17 protein-coding genes are annotated in these 19,287 nt (G+C 61.0%); 12 read left to right on the top strand and 5 right to left on the bottom strand.

The genetic code is table 11. From position 1 onward, the window contains the following. The first annotated feature begins 118 nt into the window (after positions 1-118). The 4 genes from AC2444_RS09970 to AC2444_RS09955 all read left to right on the top strand — a co-directional run bounded on the left by AC2444_RS09970 (position 119) and on the right by AC2444_RS09955 (position 5,332). Positions 119-3,361, top strand: a complete 3,243-nt coding sequence (locus AC2444_RS09970; RefSeq protein ID WP_012757471.1) for an adenylate/guanylate cyclase domain-containing protein — start codon at positions 119-121, stop codon at positions 3,359-3,361. Between the two features lie 74 nt (positions 3,362-3,435). Beyond that, positions 3,436-4,116, top strand: a complete 681-nt coding sequence (locus tag AC2444_RS09965; RefSeq protein WP_012757470.1) for a peroxiredoxin-like family protein — start codon at positions 3,436-3,438, stop codon at positions 4,114-4,116. 166 nt (positions 4,117-4,282) lie between these two features. After that, on the top strand, positions 4,283-4,624 hold the full coding sequence (locus tag AC2444_RS09960) for a hypothetical protein (RefSeq protein ID WP_026157352.1): 342 nt from the start codon (positions 4,283-4,285) through the stop codon (positions 4,622-4,624). A gap of 174 nt (positions 4,625-4,798) precedes the next feature. After that, a complete protein-coding gene (locus AC2444_RS09955; protein WP_012757468.1) occupies positions 4,799-5,332 on the top strand; it encodes a YidB family protein in 534 nt (177 codons plus the stop codon). A gap of 25 nt (positions 5,333-5,357) precedes the next feature. Here the strand turns inward: AC2444_RS09955 and AC2444_RS09950 are convergent, their stop codons facing one another. Next, entirely contained in the window at positions 5,358-6,866 is a 1,509-nt protein-coding gene (locus AC2444_RS09950; RefSeq protein WP_012757467.1) for a winged helix-turn-helix domain-containing tetratricopeptide repeat protein, read from the bottom strand. Positions 6,867-7,024: 158 nt separating this feature from the next. On the opposite strand from AC2444_RS09950, the gene plsY reads away from it, so the two are divergent. Next, positions 7,025-7,684, top strand: a complete 660-nt coding sequence (plsY, locus tag AC2444_RS09945; RefSeq protein ID WP_012757466.1) for a glycerol-3-phosphate 1-O-acyltransferase PlsY — start codon at positions 7,025-7,027, stop codon at positions 7,682-7,684. Between the two features lie 154 nt (positions 7,685-7,838). On the opposite strand, the gene AC2444_RS09940 is transcribed toward plsY, so the two are convergent. Continuing rightward, on the bottom strand, positions 7,839-8,750 hold the full coding sequence (locus tag AC2444_RS09940; protein WP_012757465.1) for an agmatinase: 912 nt from the start codon (positions 8,748-8,750) through the stop codon (positions 7,839-7,841). Between the two features lie 186 nt (positions 8,751-8,936). Here AC2444_RS09940 and AC2444_RS09935 point away from each other — a divergent pair, with 186 nt between their 5' ends. From AC2444_RS09935 to AC2444_RS09925, 3 genes are all read left to right on the top strand, one after another. Continuing rightward, entirely contained in the window at positions 8,937-10,157 is a 1,221-nt protein-coding gene (locus AC2444_RS09935; RefSeq protein ID WP_050786622.1) for an MFS transporter, read from the top strand. 116 nt (positions 10,158-10,273) lie between these two features. Beyond that, entirely contained in the window at positions 10,274-10,762 is a 489-nt protein-coding gene (locus tag AC2444_RS09930; RefSeq protein ID WP_012757463.1) for a MarR family winged helix-turn-helix transcriptional regulator, read from the top strand. Continuing rightward, entirely contained in the window at positions 10,762-11,442 is a 681-nt protein-coding gene (locus AC2444_RS09925) for a GNAT family N-acetyltransferase (protein ID WP_041935655.1), read from the top strand. Before AC2444_RS09930 ends, AC2444_RS09925 begins: the two co-directional genes overlap by 1 nt. A gap of 13 nt (positions 11,443-11,455) precedes the next feature. Here the strand turns inward: AC2444_RS09925 and AC2444_RS09920 are convergent, their stop codons facing one another. Together AC2444_RS09920 and AC2444_RS09915 are read right to left on the bottom strand one after the other, a co-directional pair. Next, the gene (locus AC2444_RS09920; RefSeq protein WP_012757461.1) at positions 11,456-14,302 is read right to left on the bottom strand and encodes a M16 family metallopeptidase; all 2,847 of its coding nucleotides are present in this window, start codon (positions 14,300-14,302) and stop codon (positions 11,456-11,458) included. Between the two features lie 477 nt (positions 14,303-14,779). Beyond that, positions 14,780-15,175 carry a hypothetical protein gene (locus tag AC2444_RS09915; protein WP_012757459.1) on the bottom strand — a complete coding sequence of 132 codons (396 nt, stop codon included), beginning with the start codon at positions 15,173-15,175 and terminating at the stop codon, positions 14,780-14,782. A gap of 155 nt (positions 15,176-15,330) precedes the next feature. On the opposite strand from AC2444_RS09915, the gene AC2444_RS09910 reads away from it, so the two are divergent. Then, positions 15,331-15,633 (top strand): hypothetical protein, encoded by a 303-nt coding sequence (locus AC2444_RS09910; RefSeq protein WP_128449084.1) that lies wholly within the window; start codon positions 15,331-15,333, stop codon positions 15,631-15,633. A 144-nt stretch (positions 15,634-15,777) separates the two neighbouring features. Beyond that, on the top strand, positions 15,778-15,966 hold the full coding sequence (locus AC2444_RS09905; protein WP_012757457.1) for a hypothetical protein: 189 nt from the start codon (positions 15,778-15,780) through the stop codon (positions 15,964-15,966). A 68-nt stretch (positions 15,967-16,034) separates the two neighbouring features. Here AC2444_RS09905 and AC2444_RS09900 read toward each other — a convergent pair whose 3' ends face one another. Continuing rightward, positions 16,035-16,727 (bottom strand): early set domain-containing protein, encoded by a 693-nt coding sequence (locus AC2444_RS09900; protein WP_012757456.1) that lies wholly within the window; start codon positions 16,725-16,727, stop codon positions 16,035-16,037. Positions 16,728-16,983: 256 nt separating this feature from the next. Here AC2444_RS09900 and AC2444_RS09895 point away from each other — a divergent pair, with 256 nt between their 5' ends. After that, positions 16,984-18,849 (top strand): calcium-binding protein, encoded by a 1,866-nt coding sequence (locus tag AC2444_RS09895; RefSeq protein ID WP_012757455.1) that lies wholly within the window; start codon positions 16,984-16,986, stop codon positions 18,847-18,849. Between the two features lie 131 nt (positions 18,850-18,980). Beyond that, positions 18,981-19,283: a hypothetical protein gene (locus tag AC2444_RS09890; protein WP_012757454.1), complete on the top strand. Its 303-nt coding sequence runs from the start codon at positions 18,981-18,983 to the stop codon at positions 19,281-19,283. The last annotated feature ends 4 nt before the right edge of the window (positions 19,284-19,287 follow it).

The following is a 19,287-nucleotide window of genomic DNA, read 5'->3' as shown; positions in this document are numbered from 1 at the left end:
TCCGCCACTTGTTTAGTACTTGCGGGCCTGGGGCAGCAGGTTCATGCTTGTCCCCTGTCTGAGGCCTGCTGGTTGCGGCTGAAATAGCCGTACATCGGGGTTTCGTGAGATGCGTCCGATGGAGTGCAGCGGCTGCGGGTTCGATATTCAGAGCGGTTTTGCTTTCTGTCCGCGATGCGGCGCAAGGCAACCGATCACCTGCGCCGCCTGCGGCAATGCTTGTCAGCCCGATTTTGCCTTCTGCCCCAGCTGTGGCGCGTCGATTTCGGGCAAAGTCCAACCCGCATCGAAGCCGAAGATCGAGGCGCTACCTCAATCAGAGGGCGATGCCGACCGGCGGCCGGTGACCGTGCTCTTTGCCGATCTCTGCGGCTTCACGACTCTGAGCGAGCAGATCGACCCTGAAGTCATGCGGGTACTGCAGAACGAATTGTTCGAAGAGATGACCCAGGCGGTCGAGGCTTATGGCGGCTTCGTCGACAAGTTCGTCGGCGATGCGCTGCTGGCGCTGTTCGGCGCGCCGGTCGCTCATGAGGACGATCCGGTCCGGGCGCTCGGGGCCGCACTCGATATGATCGGTCGGGCCACTGAGGTCGGCGAGCGCTGGCACGCCCGCGCCGGCGTGCCGCTCCGCCTGCATATCGGTATCAATAGCGGTCCCGTCGTCACCGGCGGCTTCGGCGCGGTCAGTACAAAATCCTATTCGGTGACCGGCGACACGGTGAACACCGCTCAACGCCTGCAATCCATGGCCGGCGAAAACGATATCCTCGTCGGGCCGCTGACCTATCGCCTCACCCGCCATGCCTTTGCCTTCGACAGTCTTGGCGCGCAGACCTTGCGGGGTAAAAGCGGCAACGTCCTTGTCCACCGGCTGACAGGGCTGTCGGAAGCGCCGCATACGGCGCGCGGGCTCGAAAGTCTCGGCCTTCAGGCACCGATGATCGGACGGGATACGGAAATGTCGCGGTTGCTGACATGCCTCGACCTTGCCTGCGGCGGTGCGGCGCAGCTTGTCCGGCTGATCGGCGAAGCCGGCATCGGCAAGTCTCGGCTGGTCAACGAATTCGTCGCAATCGCCGGCAATGCCGCTCGTTTCCAGGGCCTCGCCATCCGCAAAGCGACCTGCTCTCCGCTCGGCGAACAATCCTATGGCACGCTCGGCGCGGTCGTGCGTAGCGCCTACGGCATCGGCGAGCGGGACGATCTCGACAGGGCGCGGCAACTGCTGGCAACGGGGTTCCGCGCGCTCGATCTGACGCAGGAGGAGGTCGAGGGACTTTTGCCGCTCTTTCTGCATGTCCTCGGTCTCGGCGATCCCGATGGCGCTTTGCGGTACATCGAGCCGGAGCAGTTGCGGCGGCAGATCTTCTATGGCGTCCGCACCGTCTTCGAGCGGCGGCTGGCGCAAGGTCCCCTGCTGCTTGTCATCGAGGATCTGCACTGGGCGGATGCCGCCTCACTGGAAGTGCTTCGCTTCATGATGGACCGGCTGGAGCGCAGCCGGTTGATGCTGCTGGCGGTCTACCGGCCGACATCGCAGACCGACCCACTGGACTCCAATCGTGTCAGCGTCACCGTGCAGCGTCTTGCACCACTGTTTGCGGCCGACGGGCAGAAGCTGCTTGCTGCGTTTTTCGGCGAGGATCAAGGCAAGTTGCCGGTCACGATGCGCAAGCGTATCCTCGACCGCGCCGGCGGCAATCCGCTTTTCATCGAAGAAATCCTTCGGGCGCTGATCGACATGGGCACGTTGCACAATGACGGCCAGCGCTGGCATGTCGCAGCGGAAGACACGGACGTCGATATCCCGGTGAACCTGCAAGCCCTGTTGCTTGCCCGCGTCGATCGTCTGCCGCAGGACATCAGACGGCTGGCGCAAGAGGCGGCGGTGGTCGGCCCGAAGTTCGATACCGCCCTGCTCCGCACCATCGCCACCGACCCAGCCGCCATCGATGCCGCATTGGATCATCTCTGCGATGCCAATATCATCGAGGAATTGCGCGGGCCCGATGCCGGCGGATCGCCGGGATATCGCTTCAGCCAGACACTGATGCACGACGTCATCTACCATAATCTCCTGCTGCAACGGCGCATGGAGCTTCATCAACGCATCGGCCGGGCTCTGGAACGTCAATATGGCGCAGCGCCCGATCGGCCCGAGCACCTGGCGCAGCTCGGCCATCACTTCAGCCTGACCACCGAAAAGGCCAAAGGGGCCACCTATCTGATGGCGGCGGGTGATCTGGCGCGCAAGGCCTACGCCAATGACGATGCAATGCGCCTCTACCGTCAGGCCCTTGCGGCCTTCGCAAACGAGGCGGAGGTGACACCGGAACAACTGGCGCTCTTGGAGCGCCTTGCCGATCTCTGCGGCCCCGCCGGCCTGCGCGACGCCGCCTTGAACCATTATCAGCGGGCGCTTGCGATCCACCGCACCAAAGACGACCCTATTGCCGCAGCGAGGATATTGCGCAAGGTCGGCCGTTTGCATCTCGATGCAGGACGCCGCGATCAAGCGGAGACATATTTGGCCGAAGCCGAAGCGATAATCGCGACAATCGATGCGCCGGTCGAACGTGCACATGTCCTGCAGGAGCGTGGCCATCTGGCCTTCCGCATGGGGGATCAGGCCGCTGCCGCCGAGTGGGCGACGCAGGCACTTCAATGCCTGCAAACGCTGCCGATCGACGGGACGACCGAGGCCGGACGGGAGACAGCGCGAGCGATGGCGGAGGCGCTGAACACCAAGGGTGCGGCCTTTGCGCGGCTAGGACGTCGCCGCGAGGCCGTGCAGGAAGTGGAGCGCAGCCTCTCGGTCGCCGAAAAAGCCGATCTGCAAAGTGCTGCCTGTCGCGCCTATTCCAATCTCGGCGTTCTCTACACGATTGTTGATCCAGCCAACGCCATCAAGATCTGCCGGCGCGGATTGGAGCTTGCGACCCGTATCGGCGATCTCGGCTTCCAGGCGCGGCTTCTCGCCAACCTCGCAGTTGCCTGCTGCACCTTCACCGATCGCTGCGCCGCTGAGGGTGTACCGGCTGCGGAAAAGGCCGTCGAAATCGACCGGGCGCTCGATCAGCGCGACCATCTCTCCGTGCCGCTGATCGTGCTGGGCCAAATTCATCAATGCCACGGGCAGCCAAAGCTAGCTCGTAAGTATTACGAAGAAGCCCTTGAGGTTGCGAAGGAAATTGATGAACCGCAACTGCTCTTTCCGTGCTATGATGGATTGGCGACACTCAGCCTTGAGCATGACGACATGGACGAGGCGGAACGGTATTTCACGCTGGCACAGGATGTGTGCATCCGCCACAACCTCGATCCAGGCACGCTCGTCGTCCTGCCGTTTCTCGACTGACTTGTCCTCGTTGCAGTGATCGCCGGAGATCGATTAGGCAAATCGATTCAAGAAGATAAAGGGAGGAACGAAACATGCAGGAGAACCACGCCGCAAGACCATTGCAGCCGGGAGATCGCGCGCCGAACGTGGTGCTGGATGCGATCACCCGCCAGGGCAAGGTCGCCATCGACGATTTTCGCGGCCAGAAGCCGGTGCTCGTCGGGTTGTTCCGCGGATTGCATTGCCCCTTCTGTCGCCGGCAGATCGCCGCCATGGCTGAACTCACCGATGCCTTGCAGGAGAAAGGCATCGACAGCCTGACCATCGTCAACACGCCGATCGACCGCGCTCGCCTCTATTTCCGCTACCATCCGCTTCCCAATTTGCTGGCGGCCTCGGACCCGGAACGGGTATCGCACAGGGCCTTCGGCCTGCCGAATCTTCAGTTTACCGAAGATGAGAATGAGTGGCCGCGCAAAGTCAGCATGAACATGGTGATGTCGATGCGCATCGACATGCCGGGCGAGCTTCCAGCGCCTATGGACCCGATGGCGGCGTCGGAATTCCTCGACAAGGCGGACGGCTATGAAATCACCGAGGATGACAAGCAGATGATCGCCACCGGCCACGGCCAACTCGTCGGCGAATTCCTGCTCGATCGGGATGGCGTCGTGCGCTGGTGTTTCACGGAAGTCGAGGAGGATGGTCGCCATATGTTCGGCGGTCCCGCCCCTCGGGAAGTGATGTCGGCAGCGTCGAACATGGCTGTTTGAAACGAATGATCTTTAAAGCGCGCCGCATCGAATCGGATTCATGCGACGCGCCTTCGATGAGACGAACGACACGTTCGGCGTCCGCACCGAGCCCTCTTACCTCAAGGAACAAATCTCGCATGGCGATGTTGTCATTACGACAAACATAGGATCATGGGAGGAACTCATGCGGAAATCTCTTCAGTGCGTACTGGTCGGCTTGGCTGCGATAAGCGGCTTGACGATCTCGCCGACGATCGCGGCCGCGCAGGACTTGGAGTTGCGGGTCGGCCCCGGTGGCGTCGGCGTTTACGATCGGAATCGCGATCGTGACCGATATGACGGATATGATCGGCGCGGACCGCGCGGATGCGATCCGGATGATGCTCTCGACATCGCACGCAGCGAAGGACTTCGCAGGGCGCAGATCGTACGCATGTCTCCCCGCAGTATCGTTGTGCAGGGGATGACGCGCCGCGGACCGGAACGAATGACCTTCGCAAACCGGCGAGGCTGCCCGGAAATCTGACTGCGGCGTGAGCAATGAGGTGGGCGGCCGGGCCTTCGAGATTGTCGAAGGAATGCGGCCCGCGCGGCCTTGTTTTCAAACCGGCGGAACCTTTGGCCACTCTGGACATTGCTGCCCATGCAGCGCTCTGCTTGTGGGTCGCGTGCACGTTGGAGCACCATAGGAGGATTCATCATGATGAGCGGTCAATTGAAGGCGCTTCTCGCCGTCCTTGCCGTTGCCGGCTACCAAAACAGAGACAAGATCGGAGAGCTTCTGCGGGGCATCCAGAACCCTCAGCCGGGTGATGAGGGAAACCCGCAGCCCGGCGGGCTAGGCGGCCTTCTTGGCGGACTGGCCGGTTCGGGTGGTCTCGGCGGCCTTCTCGGCGGACTGACATCCGGCAGTATCGTCAGCGGCGGTCTCGGCGATCTGCTGAAGACGTTTCAGCAGAATGGTCATGGTGACACGGCGGAGTCGTGGGTAAAGCCCGGTCCGAATGCGGATATCGATGACGGCCAGCTCGCGGAAGCACTGGGCCCGGATGTTCTGAACGAGATCGCCGCCAATACCGGCCTTTCGCATCAAGAGATTCTGGGGCGACTGAAGCGCGATCTTCCCAAAGCGGTCGACGACCTGACGCCAAACGGAAAACTCCCTACCGCCGAAGAGGATTTTTTGTCTTCCGCGAGCCAATTTACGACCTCCGCGCGGCCCGGCACCATCTAATCTCGGGCCGTCTTTGAGGCCGGCGTCACTCCGGAAGTCCGGCCTTACGGTAGCCGTCGATGAAATGCTTAAGCGTCCGAGCGTCGCGGAATGGCTCGGTCTTCGCCCAGTGGCGGGTTGAAAAATGCGGGTTGGCGACGAGAAACAGTTCGGCTTCGGCGCGCGCCTCGTCGAGCCGGCCGAGTTGAGCAAGGCTTGCCGCCAGGAAACGGCGTGAGCTCGTGCGATAGGTCTCGTCGCTCCGCAGCGTGTCGACAGCGGCTGCGTATTGGCCGGCGGCATATTGCGCCTGTCCGAGCGCCAGATAGTACCAGCTTGCCGGAAACGGGTTCAGCCGGAAAGCCTTGGCGATATGCTCGAGGCCCTCCCCGACCCGCCCGGCTAAAACCGCGATGTCGGATAGTGCCGCAAAGGTGTCGGCCTCGTTCGGGTCGAGTTCGATCGCCTTGGCAAATTCGGCATCCGCCTCGGCAAAGTTGCGCTCATAGGCAAGCAGGTAAGCCAGTATCCAGCGGCAGCCAGCATCGTTGGGATCGATCGCCACCGCCTTGCGCGCCAGTTCCAGAGCAGTCCCGCGTGTGGGTTCCGTCGGTCCGCCGGAATGGACCTCTCCCATCCAGTGGTTCATGGCAAGCCAGCGGTACGCCTCGGCATAATCAGGGTCGAGGGCAATCGCGCGCGTCAGCATCAGATGCGCTTCCCGCGCCGTCTGCGGCGTATCATCCATCAGCCTGCGCGCCCGTACGCAGAGATCGTAAGCCTCTAAATTTTTGGGCCGATTGCGCGATGGCGGTGCGCGCAGCCGCCCGAGCAGCGCTTCGACGATCTTGCCGGTGACCTCGTCCTGAACGGCAAAGATATCGTCGAGGCTGCGATCGAAGCGTTCCGCCCATAGATGATCGCCACTTGCCGCATCGACCAGCTTGGCGTTGACGCGCACGTGCCCTGCTACGCGTCTTGCGCTTCCCTCCACCAGGTAGCGTACGCCGAGCTCCTCGGCGATCTCGCCTACGTCCCTCGCCTTTCCCTTGTAGGCGAAGGCCGAGTTGCGGGCGATGACGAACAGGCCCGGCATTCTGGATAAGTCGGTGATCAGGTCTTCCGTCAGCCCGTCGGCGAAGGATTCCTGCTCGGGATCGTTGCTGATATTGACAAATGGCAGCACTGCTATCGATGGTTTGTCAGGCAGCGGCAAAGCTTTTCGCTTCACGCCGCCAAGCTGGTTGATGGCGCCTATGAAGCGGTAGCCGATGCGCGGAACCGTGGAGATCCATTCACCGCCGTTCGCGGCCGGACCAAGCAGCTTGCGCAGCTGCGCAATCTGGACAGTGAGGTTGCCCTCCTCGACTGATATGCCCGGCCACGCCGCGTCCATCAACTCGGCCTTGCCCAAGATTTCGCCGGGTCGTCCGACAAGCGCTGCAAGCAGCTTGACCCCGCGGTGGCCGACGGCAACGGGATCATCGTTCCGAAGAAGCGTTCCCGCAGCCGGATCAAGCACGAATGGTCCAAAGGCAAAACGCGATCCCTGCATAAGGCGCATCCTAGAGTCATTAAAGCTTGGATGGAACTGTTCGCCCGCTTAGGCCGCGTGGCATCGAGGACGCGATCAGTGTAAATCGTATTCCAATGGCCGATTGCGGTGACGACCAAATAATGACTGCCTGAAAATAGAGCGTCGAGGTGACTCCCATGGTTTTCTGGATGGCGGGTGCAGTTGGATTGACGATCGCCTATCTCCTCGGTTCCACACCCTCGGGCTATCTGGCGGGCAAACTGATCAGGGGCATCGATATCCGGGAGCATGGCTCTAAATCCACCGGGGCAACGAATGTATTGCGAACGCTCGGCAAATGGCCTGCATTTGTGGTGCTTCTGGTCGACGTCTTGAAAGGTGTGGGAGCAGTCGTCTTTGCCCGCTGGTTTTACCCTTGGTTCTCGACAGTCTCATCGGGCACGCCACCGACAGCGCTTGACCTGCAAAGCTTAGAGCCTTGGGCTGTTTGCCTCGCAGGACTTGCCGCGTTGTTGGGGCATGGCCGTTCGGTCTGGCTCAACTTTACGGGAGGCAAGTCGGTTGCTACAGGGCTCGGCGTGTTGCTGGCGATGTCATGGCCCGTAGGTTTGGGCGCTGTGGCGGTTTTCGGCGTTACGTTGGCGGCCTTCCGGATTGTTTCCCTGAGTTCGATACTGGCAGCATTGACGGCCATCGCTCTCGTCTGCGGCTTGGAACAACCGCTGCCCTATCGTCTGCTGGTGATCGCAGGCGGCATTTACGTGATTGCCCGCCATCGCACCAACATTCGGCGGCTACTGGCCGGGACGGAGCCTCGTCTGGGCAAGGTCGCCTAGAGCGGTTCAGCTTTTAATGGAAGCGCAGGGCCGCTCTAGCTTTTTGTTTTTACGCAATTCCGGACGGAAAACCGCTTCGCACTTTTCCTGGAATTGCTTTAGAAGCGAAAACGCACCGCACCATGCACTGGTTGCTGCCAGAGGAAACAGGGTTTCAATCTTGCCGGACGATGGCGCCGACCGCATTGACCAGAAGGCGTGCGGCGGTCAGGGCCGACAGGCCGTCAATGTCGGCAGGAGGATAGAGCTCGACAAGGTCGAATCCTGCGATTCTGGCCCGCCTGCCGAGGCCCGCGATCAGGTCGATCACCTCAGTGTAGGTGAGGCCGCCGGGCGTACGCGCCACCACGCCCGGCATGATGCCGGGATCGAGGCTGTCGCAGTCGAGGGTGACGACGACCCGCGCTCCTTCCGGAATATGCCGGAGAGCTGCTTCGGTCCCCTCGGCATGAATCTCGCGGGCGGTCACGAAGCGGCTGCCGTAGGCCCGCGCCGCTTCAATGTCGGCGAGGCGTGCGCTGCCGACGCTGCGGAGGCCGACCTGGACCATGCCGGCGACATGCGGCATCTCGCTCGCCCGACGCATCGGGCTCGAATAGCCGTGGCGCTCGCCATGCACCTCGTCGCGCCAGTCGATATGGGCGTCGATCTGCAGGATCCAGACCGGCTCGTGGTCCGCAAAGCCAGCGAGGAAGGGAATGGTCACGGAACAATCGCCGCCGAGCAGGATCGGCACTGCGGGCATTGACAGGACCTCGCGCGTCCTCGCCTCGATCCGGGCTCGATTGCCGGCATTGTCATGAAGGATGGTTGGAACGTCGCCAGCGTCAACGCAGCAGACCGGATTGTGGTCAAACAGCGGACCGCCGAGATCGAAATCCCAGTGCTCGACGAGCGCGGCATCATCCTGGCTCGCAGCGCGGATGGCGCCGGCCGCCAAGACATAGCCGCTGCCGTCCTTGCCGGGATAGGTGCTGCCGTGAGCGGCTGCGAAGATCACCGCTCGGGGCAAGCGACCATCGGCGAGGCGATCGGGAAGGCCAAGAAAGGAAGGTGAGGCGGTCATTTACTGATGGTCCTGATGATGTCCGGCTGAAATTGCTGTGGTGAGGACTTTTGAGAATTCGATGCTGACCTGTTTAGTCTGTTTGGACGTTTTTGAGAACTTTTTGGGAAAGCTTAAGTACGACGCTCACCCTATCCTGCAGAATTCGTCCTCTTTCAGGTGAAAGGCCCCCGGCCCTTCAACCCTATGGAGGTTGCTGTGAACGATATTTCCTGCGTGGAGCCGGCGGACGTGTCGGATCGACACTTGCACGGCACGACATCGCCGCGAGTGGATCGGACCCCATGGGCCGCGATGGCGGGCATCATCGCGACCGTCACGGTGTTTGCCGTGGCGCAGGGGCTGACCTATCCGCTGCTCAGCTTCATCCTGGAACGGCAAGGGACGACATCAGGCCTGATCGGCTTGTCGGCGGCGATGACGCCGCTCGGTTTCATCCTATCGGCGCCCTTCATTCCTGCGCTTTCACCGCGCGTGGGTGGGGCGCGGTTGGCGATCCTGTGTTCGATCCTGGCCGCGCTCACTCTAATGACGATTGCCTGGGCGCAGGACGTCTGGGCCTGGATGCCGCTGCGCTTCCTGCTCGGCGTCTTCGCCAATCCGCTTTACGTGATCAGCGAAACCTGGCTGATCTCGATCACGCCGGCGCCACGCCGGGGCCGGATCATGGGTCTCTATTCATCGATCGTTTCGGGCGGCTTCGCCATCGGCCCGCTGTCGCTCTGGCTCACCGGCACGGAGGGTTGGCCGCCCTTCGCGATCGGCATTGCGGCCTTCCTCCTCTGCGGCCTGATCGTGCTTGCGGTCGTCCCACGCCTGCCCGACATGCCTGGTGAAGGCGAGGCAACAACGGTGGGCCGCTTCTTCGCGCTAGCACCACTGCTGTTGTTTGCCGTTTTTACCGCTGCCGCCTTCGAGCAGATCCTGCTTTCCCTCTTCGCGGTCTATGGCGCAGCACTCGGCAGCGCCGAGGAGCGCATCGCTTCGCTCATCACCTGTTTCATCGCCGGCAATGCCGTATTGCAGATTTTACTCGGGCGCTTGGCCGAACGGTTCGGCTCGACGCGGATGATGCTCTTCTGCGTCCTGGCCTGCCTCGCCAGCTGTCTGCTGCTGCCGTCGGCCTTCAATTCGTGGCTCATCTGGCCGCTGCTTTTCGTCTGGGGCGGGGTCTCGTTCGGGATCTACACCCTGTCGCTGATCCTGCTCGGCGAGCGTTTCACCGGCCAGGCCCTGATCGCCGGTAACGCCGCCTTCGCCTTGGTATGGGGCATCGGCGGCATCGTCGGATCGCCCGCGACAGGACTGGCGATGCAACTGATCGGACATCAGGGTCTGCCATTGTCCCTTGTCCTGCTCAACTGTGGGCTGGCGGTGTTGCTGATGGCCAGGAGATGGCGGGGCTGATCGAGGCACTTGCTCGTGCCGCCCTGCCCCGGCTTCGCCTGCCGGCCCTTGGCTCAGAAGAATTGCCATTTTATGTATAACATGTTATATAATTTCCCATACAAATGGAGATCGGCATGGTCGAGGATGTGGTCCGAACGCTCGGGTTTCTATGTATGGGCAGCCGGCTGCGGCGCATCGGAGAAAGGCTGCAGGCCGATACGCAGCAGGTCATCGACGAGGCCGGGCTCAGCATTCAGGCGGGCCAATATCCGTTCCTTGCGGCGATCGACCGGGCCGGACCGCTGACGATCGGCGAGCTTGCGCAGGCGGTGGGCATCACCCAGCCCGGCGCAACGCGCACCACCGGCCAGCTTCTCGAACTCGGTTACGTCGACATGCAACCGGCACCGGACGATCAGCGTCGCAGACTGGTCTCGCTGACCGCCAAGGGACAGGACCTCGTCGATCATTCGAAGAAGGTGATCTGGCCACGCATCGCCGCCGCTGTTGCCGATCTCTGCGGCGATCTCGACGGACCGATCCTCGAACAGCTGGCCGCTATCGAGGACGGGCTTGCGGTGGCACCGCTTGCGCGCCGCAGCCCTGTCAAGGAGGAAACATGATGAAACATATTCTCGACCGGCCGATCTGGAGCGCGCTGGAAACCGCACATGCCGATCTCGCAGAAGGCAATGAGAAGGCACGGCGGTACCCGCCGTCCATCGTCCCCTTTGCGGCGTCCGCCGACGATGCGCCGGAAAGCCTCGACGCCCTGGAGGAGCTGCCAGCGCCGGAGGAGAGCATGATCCTCGTCGAGGCGGGACCGATCGCCATTCCACCGGGCTTAGCCGTCGTCACAGAGGCATCGGTGGTCCAGATGGTTGCCGAGCGGCCTCATGAGCGAATTTCGGATCCTCGCATCCAGCCGCTGACGGAGTCCGATGCCGCCGACATGCTGGCGCTGGCGACACTGACCAAACCCGGGCCGTTCACCCTGCGAGCCCAGAGCCTCGGCAGCTTCTGGGGGATCAGAAGCGAGGGCCGCCTGGTGGCGATGGCCGGGCAGCGGATGCGGCAGACTGGCTTTGCCGAGCTTAGCGGGCTTTGCACCCATGCCGATTTTCAGGGGCGCGGCCTCGGCACCCTGCTCTTCCGTTTCGTCGCCGGCGAAATCGCATCCACCGGCGACACGGCCTATCTGCATGCCTATGCGGCGAATACCTCGGCCATTTCCCTCTACGAAACGCAGGGCTTCGCTGTTCGCTCGGAAATGAACATGCGCGTGGTCAGACGTCGTTCCTGAGCGTGCTCAACACCTATCGTACCACCACCGGCAGCACTTCGAATTTCCAGAATTTTTCCGGGCTCAAATAGGCCGCGGCAAACGCGCGGATATCCCCGGCGGTGACCTTGCCGTAGCCGCTGAGACTATCGCGTATCCGGTCTAAACGACGCGAATCCTCTTGGGCGTGGTGCAGGTATTCGATCCAATACTCGTTGCTCTGCTGCTGATGCTTCAATGTCTCGATGATGGGTCCCCGGGCGCGCGCGAGCTCGTCTTCGGAGACATCATGCGACCGCAGATCATTGGCGGTCTCGTCGACAAGTTCATAGAAGCGCGCAACCTTTGCCGGGTCGGTCTCGACGTAGAAATATGCGTAGCCGTAGCCGGGAACTTCCCTTGAAAGCTCAACATCGCCCTGCAGGGCATAACTTGCTCCTTCTGCAATGCGAAACTGGTCGATCAACCTGTTTTGGAAAATCTGGGTGGCAATATTGGCGGTGAAGGACCGCGGCAGATCGGAGAGCAAATCTCCGATGGAAGCCCCTACGGCGGCGGCGGCATTATCTGCCCTACCGCTATGGGTCTGCAAAACGGGCTTCTCGGTCGTCGCCGGAAAATGCACGTCGTCCCGATCGTTGCTTGACGCCGTCTCCGGGCGCGGCGGCAAAGCGCCAAAGGTTTCAGCCGTCAGGCGGATTGCGTCGTCCACTGTTACGTCGCCGACGATGGTGATGTCGATGGGGCCATTGGAAACCATGGGCCGGAACAGCGCCTCGAATTCGTCTGGCTTGGCGGCGGACAACTGCGCGCGGTCGGGGAAGGTCCAGCGCGGGTCGCCGGAATGCACGAGACCTGCGAAATCGCGGCTGAAAACGCCGCCGGGCGACGCGTTGTACTGATCGAGGCCGCTCAAATAGGCCTGCTGCACGCGCTTGAACGCCTCGGGGCGATAGGCTGGATCGGAGGTGTATGCGCTCATCAGCTGCAACTGCGTCGCAAGATCTTCAGTCCGTGTACGACCGTCGAACCTGAAGGAACTGTCGCCGACCGAGAAGTCGACGCCGACAATGTTGGCGGTCAGCGCTTTCTGTATATCCTGGTAATCCATGGCCTTTACGCCAGACAGCACGACGGCCGGAGATGCCCAGATCGCAGCGGAACGGTCGTGCGGCAGGTCCAGCCGACCGCGGCCGATATCTTCGCGTACCAGCACTTCGTTGGCACGCAGCCTGGTTGGCTTGACGGTAAGCAGAATGCCGTTGGAAAAGCGCACCATGGTCAAGCCGAGATCTTCAACCGCACGGCGTTCGACCACAGCGCCCGGTTCGCCGAAATGGGTGTAAGGCCAGGCGACATCAGTTGCACCTGATGGTGCCGAGACGGCAATGGCATTTGAAGCGTCATAGACTTGCCGAACCGTGTCGGCTCCACCCTCAGGTGATTGGTCCGCCTGTAGCACGACCTGCGGACCGTTGCCGGAGAAAGCACGCTGCAAGGCCCCATTGACCTCGTCCGCCGTGACGCCGTTCGTCATCGTCTCGAACATAGAGAGGTCTTCGGCGGGCGAGGTGAAGACTTGATCGTCATCGACGCTGCGAGCCAGCATGGAAGCAATGTCGGTCGTCATCCGCGTCGCGGCTCCGGCCGCAGCAGCTTGCAGGGCCGAGCGATATTCGCGAATTTCGCGATCGATCTCCGCCTGCGCAACGCCGAACTCCTGGATCCGGCGCTGTTCCTGGTCAATGGCCGTGAGCGCCGCCTGCCATTTGTCCGGCTCGGAGTTCGCCGCGATCAGGACGACATGGGCGGAATCGAGGAGATCCTGGGAGCCGACGTCCGCACTGATGAAAGGGGCATCCGCCTTGCTGGCGATGGCGCTCACCCGACGTTTGAGCACCAGGAAACCGAGATCCTCAATAAGCCCAGCGCGGCGCTTGGCGAAGGTGTCAGGCGCGGCGTCATAGGGACGCGTCCAGGCGATCTGTATGCTGGTCATGCCGCCGGGAACGACGATGACCTCGGCGCTTTCGCCTTTCGTCTCCAGCGCGCCAAGATCCGCTTTTGTCGGCGCCGGACCCACGGCCTTCCAGTCGCCGAAGCGCTGCCGGATTTCGACTTCCATGGCGGCGGGGTCGATATCGCCCACCACTATCAGCGTTGCCCGATCGGGTCGGTAATTGGCCCCGTAATAATCACGGACGAGGTCCACGGGCGCATTGCTGATGATGTCGGCTTTACCTATCGGCGCGCGCATGGTCGCGCGCTGGCCGGCGAGCAGCGAATTCATGATTCCGAGTGACGCGCGATACTGCGGCGTGTCGCGCAGCCGCTCCTCCGACAGGATGACACCGCGTTCGCGATCGAAGGCGCCGGCATCGAGGGTCAGCTCGCTCGCCGTTTCTAGCATCAGCATCAGGCCCGTCGAAATTGTGTCTGCATCGACCTCGGGCAGATCGAGCGCATAGACGGTCTCGTCATAGGAGGTATGGGCATTGGTGTCCGGTCCAAAGGCCAAGCCCTTGCGCTGCAAGATACGGATCATCTCCCCTTCGGCGACATGTGTCGAACCCTTGAAGGCCATGTGCTCAAGAACATGCGCCAGGCCCTGCTGGTCGTCGTTTTCGTCGAGCGAACCGGAGCCAATGCGAAAGCGGATCGCTGCCTGTCCGGGCGGCGTGACATTGCGCATGATCGCAAACCGCATACCGTTGGCGAGCGTGCCAAAATGCACGTCGGACTCGGCTTGCATGTCGCTTTGCGTTTGTGGCCAGGGCACGGACGAGGTGTCCGCATAGGCTGGTAACGCGAAGTTTGCGACAAGGGAGACCGTCGCAAAAAACCACCACGCCGTGGAGCATTCCATTTTTTTGTGAGACATTCTTGTCCAGGTGATGAGAATGAAGAGGGGTAGATGGCGTCAACCTGACTATTCCACAGGTTGCATTCCTCAGCAACTTCCATGTTTATGAATAAATAAGAAGTCGATAACTCTGCCTCGAACACGATGATTTTAGGCCCGGTCGGCCTAAAATCTGAATCCTGTTCTACATTAAATAGTTAGAGCATGATGTCGTCCGAAAACCGCTCACACTTTTCGGCATCATGCTCTGGGTGTCAGACCATTGTCATCGAACCCGCCCAAGGGGATTGCGCCTCGGAGACGTTTTCGATGGCGACATCGGCGCATGGGTCGCGTTCAGGGCAGGATGGCGGCTAGGACGCAGGCCCGTGGTGGTTGGCGTGCTGATCCCGAACATCACCAATCCGGTCTTTGCCTCGTCGCTGCCAAGCATAAGGCTGCCCACGGGAACCGGGGCAGCCTTTACCTGCATTTGGAATTGAGATTGCGTTGCAATCAGTGCCGTGGCGCGTTGGCGGGAATGGACGACACCGTTGCCGAGACAGGATCGCTTGCAGGAAAGCTGTCCTCGAGGCCTTCATCGAGTTCCTCTTCCAGCGCTTGCCTGTCACCGGTCGAACGCGCACTCGGCTCACCGATCAAGCCTTTGCTGCCTTCGTCGAAATTGCCGTTGCTCAAGGCATCGTAGCGGTTGATGCTGCCATCTGCTTCGCTGCCGGCAAAGGCGGTCAGCTGAACCATCATGACCTTGGCGTGGTCGACCGCCGTCGTATCGTCGAGTTCGCCATGGGAGTTGTCGATTTTGACAGAAATCGATTCTCCTCCCTCGCCCAGGAATTCGACGGTGAAGATGTCGCCGGCCTGTGTCACCCGAGTATCGATCAGCTGCATGGGAACCTCCTATATTCATGCACCTCAACGGCGATCCAGGTCCGGAGTTCCACGGCAACGCCATTTCGAGGCAAGGCGACAGGCCCGGGACAATGGGCCAGCTCGGAACAAAAAGCGGCCATGCGAGTTCATTGGCAGTTCAATAGGTCGCATCCATGCCGAAATCGCCGCTGTCGCCTTCCGAGAAACGCTCGTTCTCTATTATTCCCGCAGACCAGAAACTCGCTTTGATATCGAGCTATTCAGAGGCGCTGCGTAAGCTCGCCAGATCGACTGAGGCGGTCGGACGAGCCGATATGCTGCCGAAACTGATCCAGGTGGCGGACGGACTGGACGGTATGGCAACCGCGATTGCCGAGACGCAGGCTGGAACCGAGGTGATGGCGCGCACGGCGCGGCTGATCCGGGCGACCGAGGGGATGCTGGCGTCGATGTCTTCGTCATCAATCGTCCACTAAATGTCACCTTTGCGAGACTGACGGATCGAATGCGGCGGCGCCCTTTGCTCTTAAGCTTTATGGTTAATTTATTAATAATTCGGGGTTTATAAGCGGAACCAGACGACCTTTCCAAATGTTGATGCTGCGCCTGGAGGAACCCCAATGATCCTGAAAATCCTTGCCCCCAAGATCGACGCCGATTGCCATGATACCGGCACCTATCCCGATGGGATCTTTGCCGAAAACCGCATCGATCTTTCCGCTCGCCGCGAAGGGCGCCGGCGCACGCCGCATGAGCGCGACTACGGCAATGACAGGAAAGTCGAGAATCTGCCGCTCGGCTTTGTCTGACCGTTCCGGCCGTGGCACGCGTCACAGCCTGCGAAAGACCAGAACGCCTGATGCCGGCAGCACGGCATTCAACACTCCTTTCGTGGCTCTGATTCTTCCGCCGCCTTGCCCAGAACGCCTCGACGGTAGCACCACCCGCTTCGGGTCGCAGACGACCGAACAGCTTTGCAGGCCACGCTGTCGAAATCGGAAAGTCCGTCGTCGTCGCCGGTTTCAACGCTCCAGAATCCATCAACGGTCCTGCGCATCCCGATGGTTGCGAGCGCTATGGTGCCGTCATCGGCGACATAGCCAACGGCCGGATCGGCGAGCACGAGCAAGACATCCCGGGTGTTCGGCGCCCAGACCGAGAAGCGGATGCAGTCGACACCGTCGCGCCATTCAACGCGGTTCGCCCCCAGGCGGCCGATCCATGTCAGATATAGGTCTGCGGCGCTATCCCCCGCTGGAGATCGAAGGAGCGCTCGCGACGCGTCGAGGTCTCGTCGTCCAGTTCGGCGGCGATCGCCCACAGGTCTGAAATGCCGGGCCGATCGAGTTCGATTCCCCCAGCGAAAATGCGTGCCGATCTCGCCATCGGGAAAGGGCACGCGGGCGACAAAAACATCATAACCATCCTCGTCACGAGAACGCTGCATTGGGTGAGACGCCCAATCGTTCGAGGCTCGGCCTTGCTCGTCCCAACTGCCGCGGAGACGGACATTGTCGAACGCCATCGAGGGCAAGCCGCTGCGAAACCGGAACTGAACATTGACGGTCATCGGATCCTCCAGGCCATGTCGGATTTCGCCAGACTCTGCCTATGGGCCGTCCCACTCGCGCATGATCAGCCGGCCGAACGAAAAAATTCAAGCGCAGATTTCATAATAAATACAATCCGAAACGGGCCACATTCGGAACAATATATCATGGTTAACGAGGCCGCGCCGCACGACCCTCCTCGTGTAAATCGAATTGGCATCAGAAATGGGGATAAAGTCCCATCGCCGATTCCCTCGTAAACTGGGAGAAAAATCTATGGCTCAAGCCGTTAGAATAAACGATATTATTCGTTCCTTTGGAATTGATACGCATATCGACTACACAGATGGAAAATATTCCAACGTCGGAGAAGTTGTTAAAGCACTCGACTATCTTGGCCTTGATACAGTTCGCGATCACGCCCCCAACTCCGCTTCCGATCCCAACGGCCAAACGCATCTCGGCGATGCTGCCGAGGCCGGCGTGCAATTCGTCTTCAGCGCCCAACGGGAAGTCGACCCCGCCACTGTCGCCCAGCGGCTGCATTCCTTCGTGCAGGCCCATCCAGGATCGGTCGTCGGTATCGAAGGTCCGAACGAAGTCAACAACTGGCCAGTCAGCTATCACGGCCTGAGCGGCCAAGCCGCAGCGCTCGCCTATCAGAAGGACCTGTCTGCCGACGTCAACGCCGATCCCTTGCTGAAAAATATCCCCGTTCTCGGCTTTACCGGATATACCGTGGCTTCCGCCTCCGACTACACGACGATCCACACCTATGCGAAGGATGGCGACCAGCCATATTCATGGCTCTCCCGAGAATCCGGCGTGCAGCGCGCTGCCGATCCGGGCAAGCCGCTGGCGATCACCGAGACCGGCTACCACACCTCGCTGACCGCCGACACCAATGGCGGCTGGGAAGGCGTCAGTGAAGCGACGCAGGCAAAGCTCCTGCTCAATACGCTGATGGACGGCGCCGCACTCGGATCAAAACAGACGTTCATCTACGAGCTGCTGGACGCCTATTCCGATCCGCAGGGCACCAATCAGGAAAAGCATTTCGGCCTTTTTCATCTCGACTATTCGGCCAAGCCGGCTGCGACGGCGATCCACAATCTGACCGAAATCCTTGCGGATGACGGCGCCGCGAAGGCAAGCTTCAGCGCGGGGACCCTCAATTATTCGATCGACGGCCTGCCGTCCTCGGCCCGGAGCCTGCTGACGGAAAAATCGGACGGAAGCTACCAGATCATCGTCTGGAACGAGCCCGATATCTGGAGCCAGTCCTCCGACACGGTTATTCAGGCCACGACAACAGCCGTCAAAGTCAATCTCGGGGCCTCGTTTGGCTCCGTTAAGGTCTTCGACCCGGTGACAGGAACGACGGCGATCAAAAGCCTCAGCAACGTGTCGTCGCTGCCGCTCGATGTCGTCGACCATCCCTTGATCATCGAGGTAGCAGGCACCGGCGCCAGCACACCGCCGCCGGCCACCAACCATCTCTATGGCGGCACCGGTAACGACACCTTCACCGTGACCAATGCAAATCAAATCGTCGACGAAAGCCGGGGCGGTGGAACAGATACCGTCAAGGCTTCGATCTCCTTCAGCCTGGCCGATCAGAAGCATACGGTCGGAACGATCGAAAACCTCACTTTGACCGGGACGGGCAATCTCAGCGCGACGGGCAACAATACGGCCAACATTCTCACCGGCAACGACGGAAACAATTCCCTCAACGGCGGGAAAGGAAACGACCGATTGATCGGCGGGCTCGGAAACGACAAGCTGATCGGCAAGGCCGGTGCTGACGTTCTCACCGGCGGCGGCGGCAGCGATTCCTTCGTCTTCGATGTGAAGCCCGACAATACCAGCGTCGACAAGATCCGGGATTTTTCCTCCGCGGCGGGCGACAAGCTGATGCTCGATCATTCGATTTTCGCCGAGCTTAGCCTATCCGGATTTTCGGATGAGAATTTCGTTTTGGGAAGGAAAGCGCTCGAGGCTGATGACAAGCTGATCTACGATCAGGCGAGCGGCATTCTATCCTATGACGCGGATGGAAGCGCGGCGGGCGCGGCCATCCATGTTACGGATCTCGATAATTCCGCAGCACTTCACTTCAAAGACTTCCTGCTTGTCTGACCCGGTCGGCCCGTCGCCTTTCAGGCGGCAGGCCCAAAGCGTCACGGGCGGTCGCATCTCTCCCTCTTGCCGGAGCCTAAATCCCGGCCACATTCTCCGTTGACACTACTCGTGCCGCAACGGAGAAGCCTTTGCCCTGGATCGCCTATATCGCCCATTTCGTCGCCGCGGCATTTTTGACCAACGGCGTCCCACATTTCGTCAACGGCGTCAGCGGCAGGCCGTTCCGGATTCCCTTCGCGCAAGGCGCAAAGCTCGGCTCGCCGACAGCCAATGTCGTCTGGGGATGGGCGAATTTCCTCATCGCCTTCCTGCTCTTTGCCAATGTCGGGCCGCTCTATATCGGCACGCCGGGTGACACGATCTTCGTGGCAGTCGGCATGCTCGTCACAGGCATTGTGCTCGCCCGCATTTTCGAGGGCGACAACAGATAGTAAC

The sequence above is a fragment of the Rhizobium sp. WSM1328 genome (assembly GCF_057653715.1).
The sequence above is the reverse complement of the archived record's forward strand: the minus strand, read 5'-3'. Positions and strand labels throughout refer to the sequence as shown.

Excerpts from the sequence above, each read along its gene's own strand:
- AC2444_RS09915 (WP_012757459.1), bottom strand. The coding sequence starts at position 15,175 with ATGCAGCTGATCGATACTCGGGTGACACAGGCCGGCGACATCTTCACC.
- AC2444_RS09970 (WP_012757471.1), top strand. The coding sequence starts at position 119 with ATGGAGTGCAGCGGCTGCGGGTTCGATATTCAGAGCGGTTTTGCTTTC.
- AC2444_RS09930 (WP_012757463.1), top strand. The coding sequence starts at position 10,274 with ATGGTCGAGGATGTGGTCCGAACGCTCGGGTTTCTATGTATGGGCAGC.
- AC2444_RS09900 (WP_012757456.1), bottom strand. The coding sequence starts at position 16,727 with ATGACCGTCAATGTTCAGTTCCGGTTTCGCAGCGGCTTGCCCTCGATG.
- AC2444_RS09910 (WP_128449084.1), top strand. The coding sequence starts at position 15,331 with ATGCCGAAATCGCCGCTGTCGCCTTCCGAGAAACGCTCGTTCTCTATT.
- AC2444_RS09950 (WP_012757467.1), bottom strand. The coding sequence starts at position 6,866 with ATGCAGGGATCGCGTTTTGCCTTTGGACCATTCGTGCTTGATCCGGCT.
- AC2444_RS09960 (WP_026157352.1), top strand. The coding sequence starts at position 4,283 with ATGCGGAAATCTCTTCAGTGCGTACTGGTCGGCTTGGCTGCGATAAGC.
- AC2444_RS09935 (WP_050786622.1), top strand. The coding sequence starts at position 8,937 with ATGGAGGTTGCTGTGAACGATATTTCCTGCGTGGAGCCGGCGGACGTG.
- plsY (WP_012757466.1), top strand. The coding sequence starts at position 7,025 with ATGGTTTTCTGGATGGCGGGTGCAGTTGGATTGACGATCGCCTATCTC.
- AC2444_RS09955 (WP_012757468.1), top strand. The coding sequence starts at position 4,799 with ATGATGAGCGGTCAATTGAAGGCGCTTCTCGCCGTCCTTGCCGTTGCC.
- AC2444_RS09940 (WP_012757465.1), bottom strand. The coding sequence starts at position 8,750 with ATGACCGCCTCACCTTCCTTTCTTGGCCTTCCCGATCGCCTCGCCGAT.
- AC2444_RS09895 (WP_012757455.1), top strand. The coding sequence starts at position 16,984 with ATGGCTCAAGCCGTTAGAATAAACGATATTATTCGTTCCTTTGGAATT.
- AC2444_RS09965 (WP_012757470.1), top strand. The coding sequence starts at position 3,436 with ATGCAGGAGAACCACGCCGCAAGACCATTGCAGCCGGGAGATCGCGCG.
- AC2444_RS09920 (WP_012757461.1), bottom strand. The coding sequence starts at position 14,302 with ATGTCTCACAAAAAAATGGAATGCTCCACGGCGTGGTGGTTTTTTGCG.
- AC2444_RS09925 (WP_041935655.1), top strand. The coding sequence starts at position 10,762 with ATGAAACATATTCTCGACCGGCCGATCTGGAGCGCGCTGGAAACCGCA.
- AC2444_RS09905 (WP_012757457.1), top strand. The coding sequence starts at position 15,778 with ATGATCCTGAAAATCCTTGCCCCCAAGATCGACGCCGATTGCCATGAT.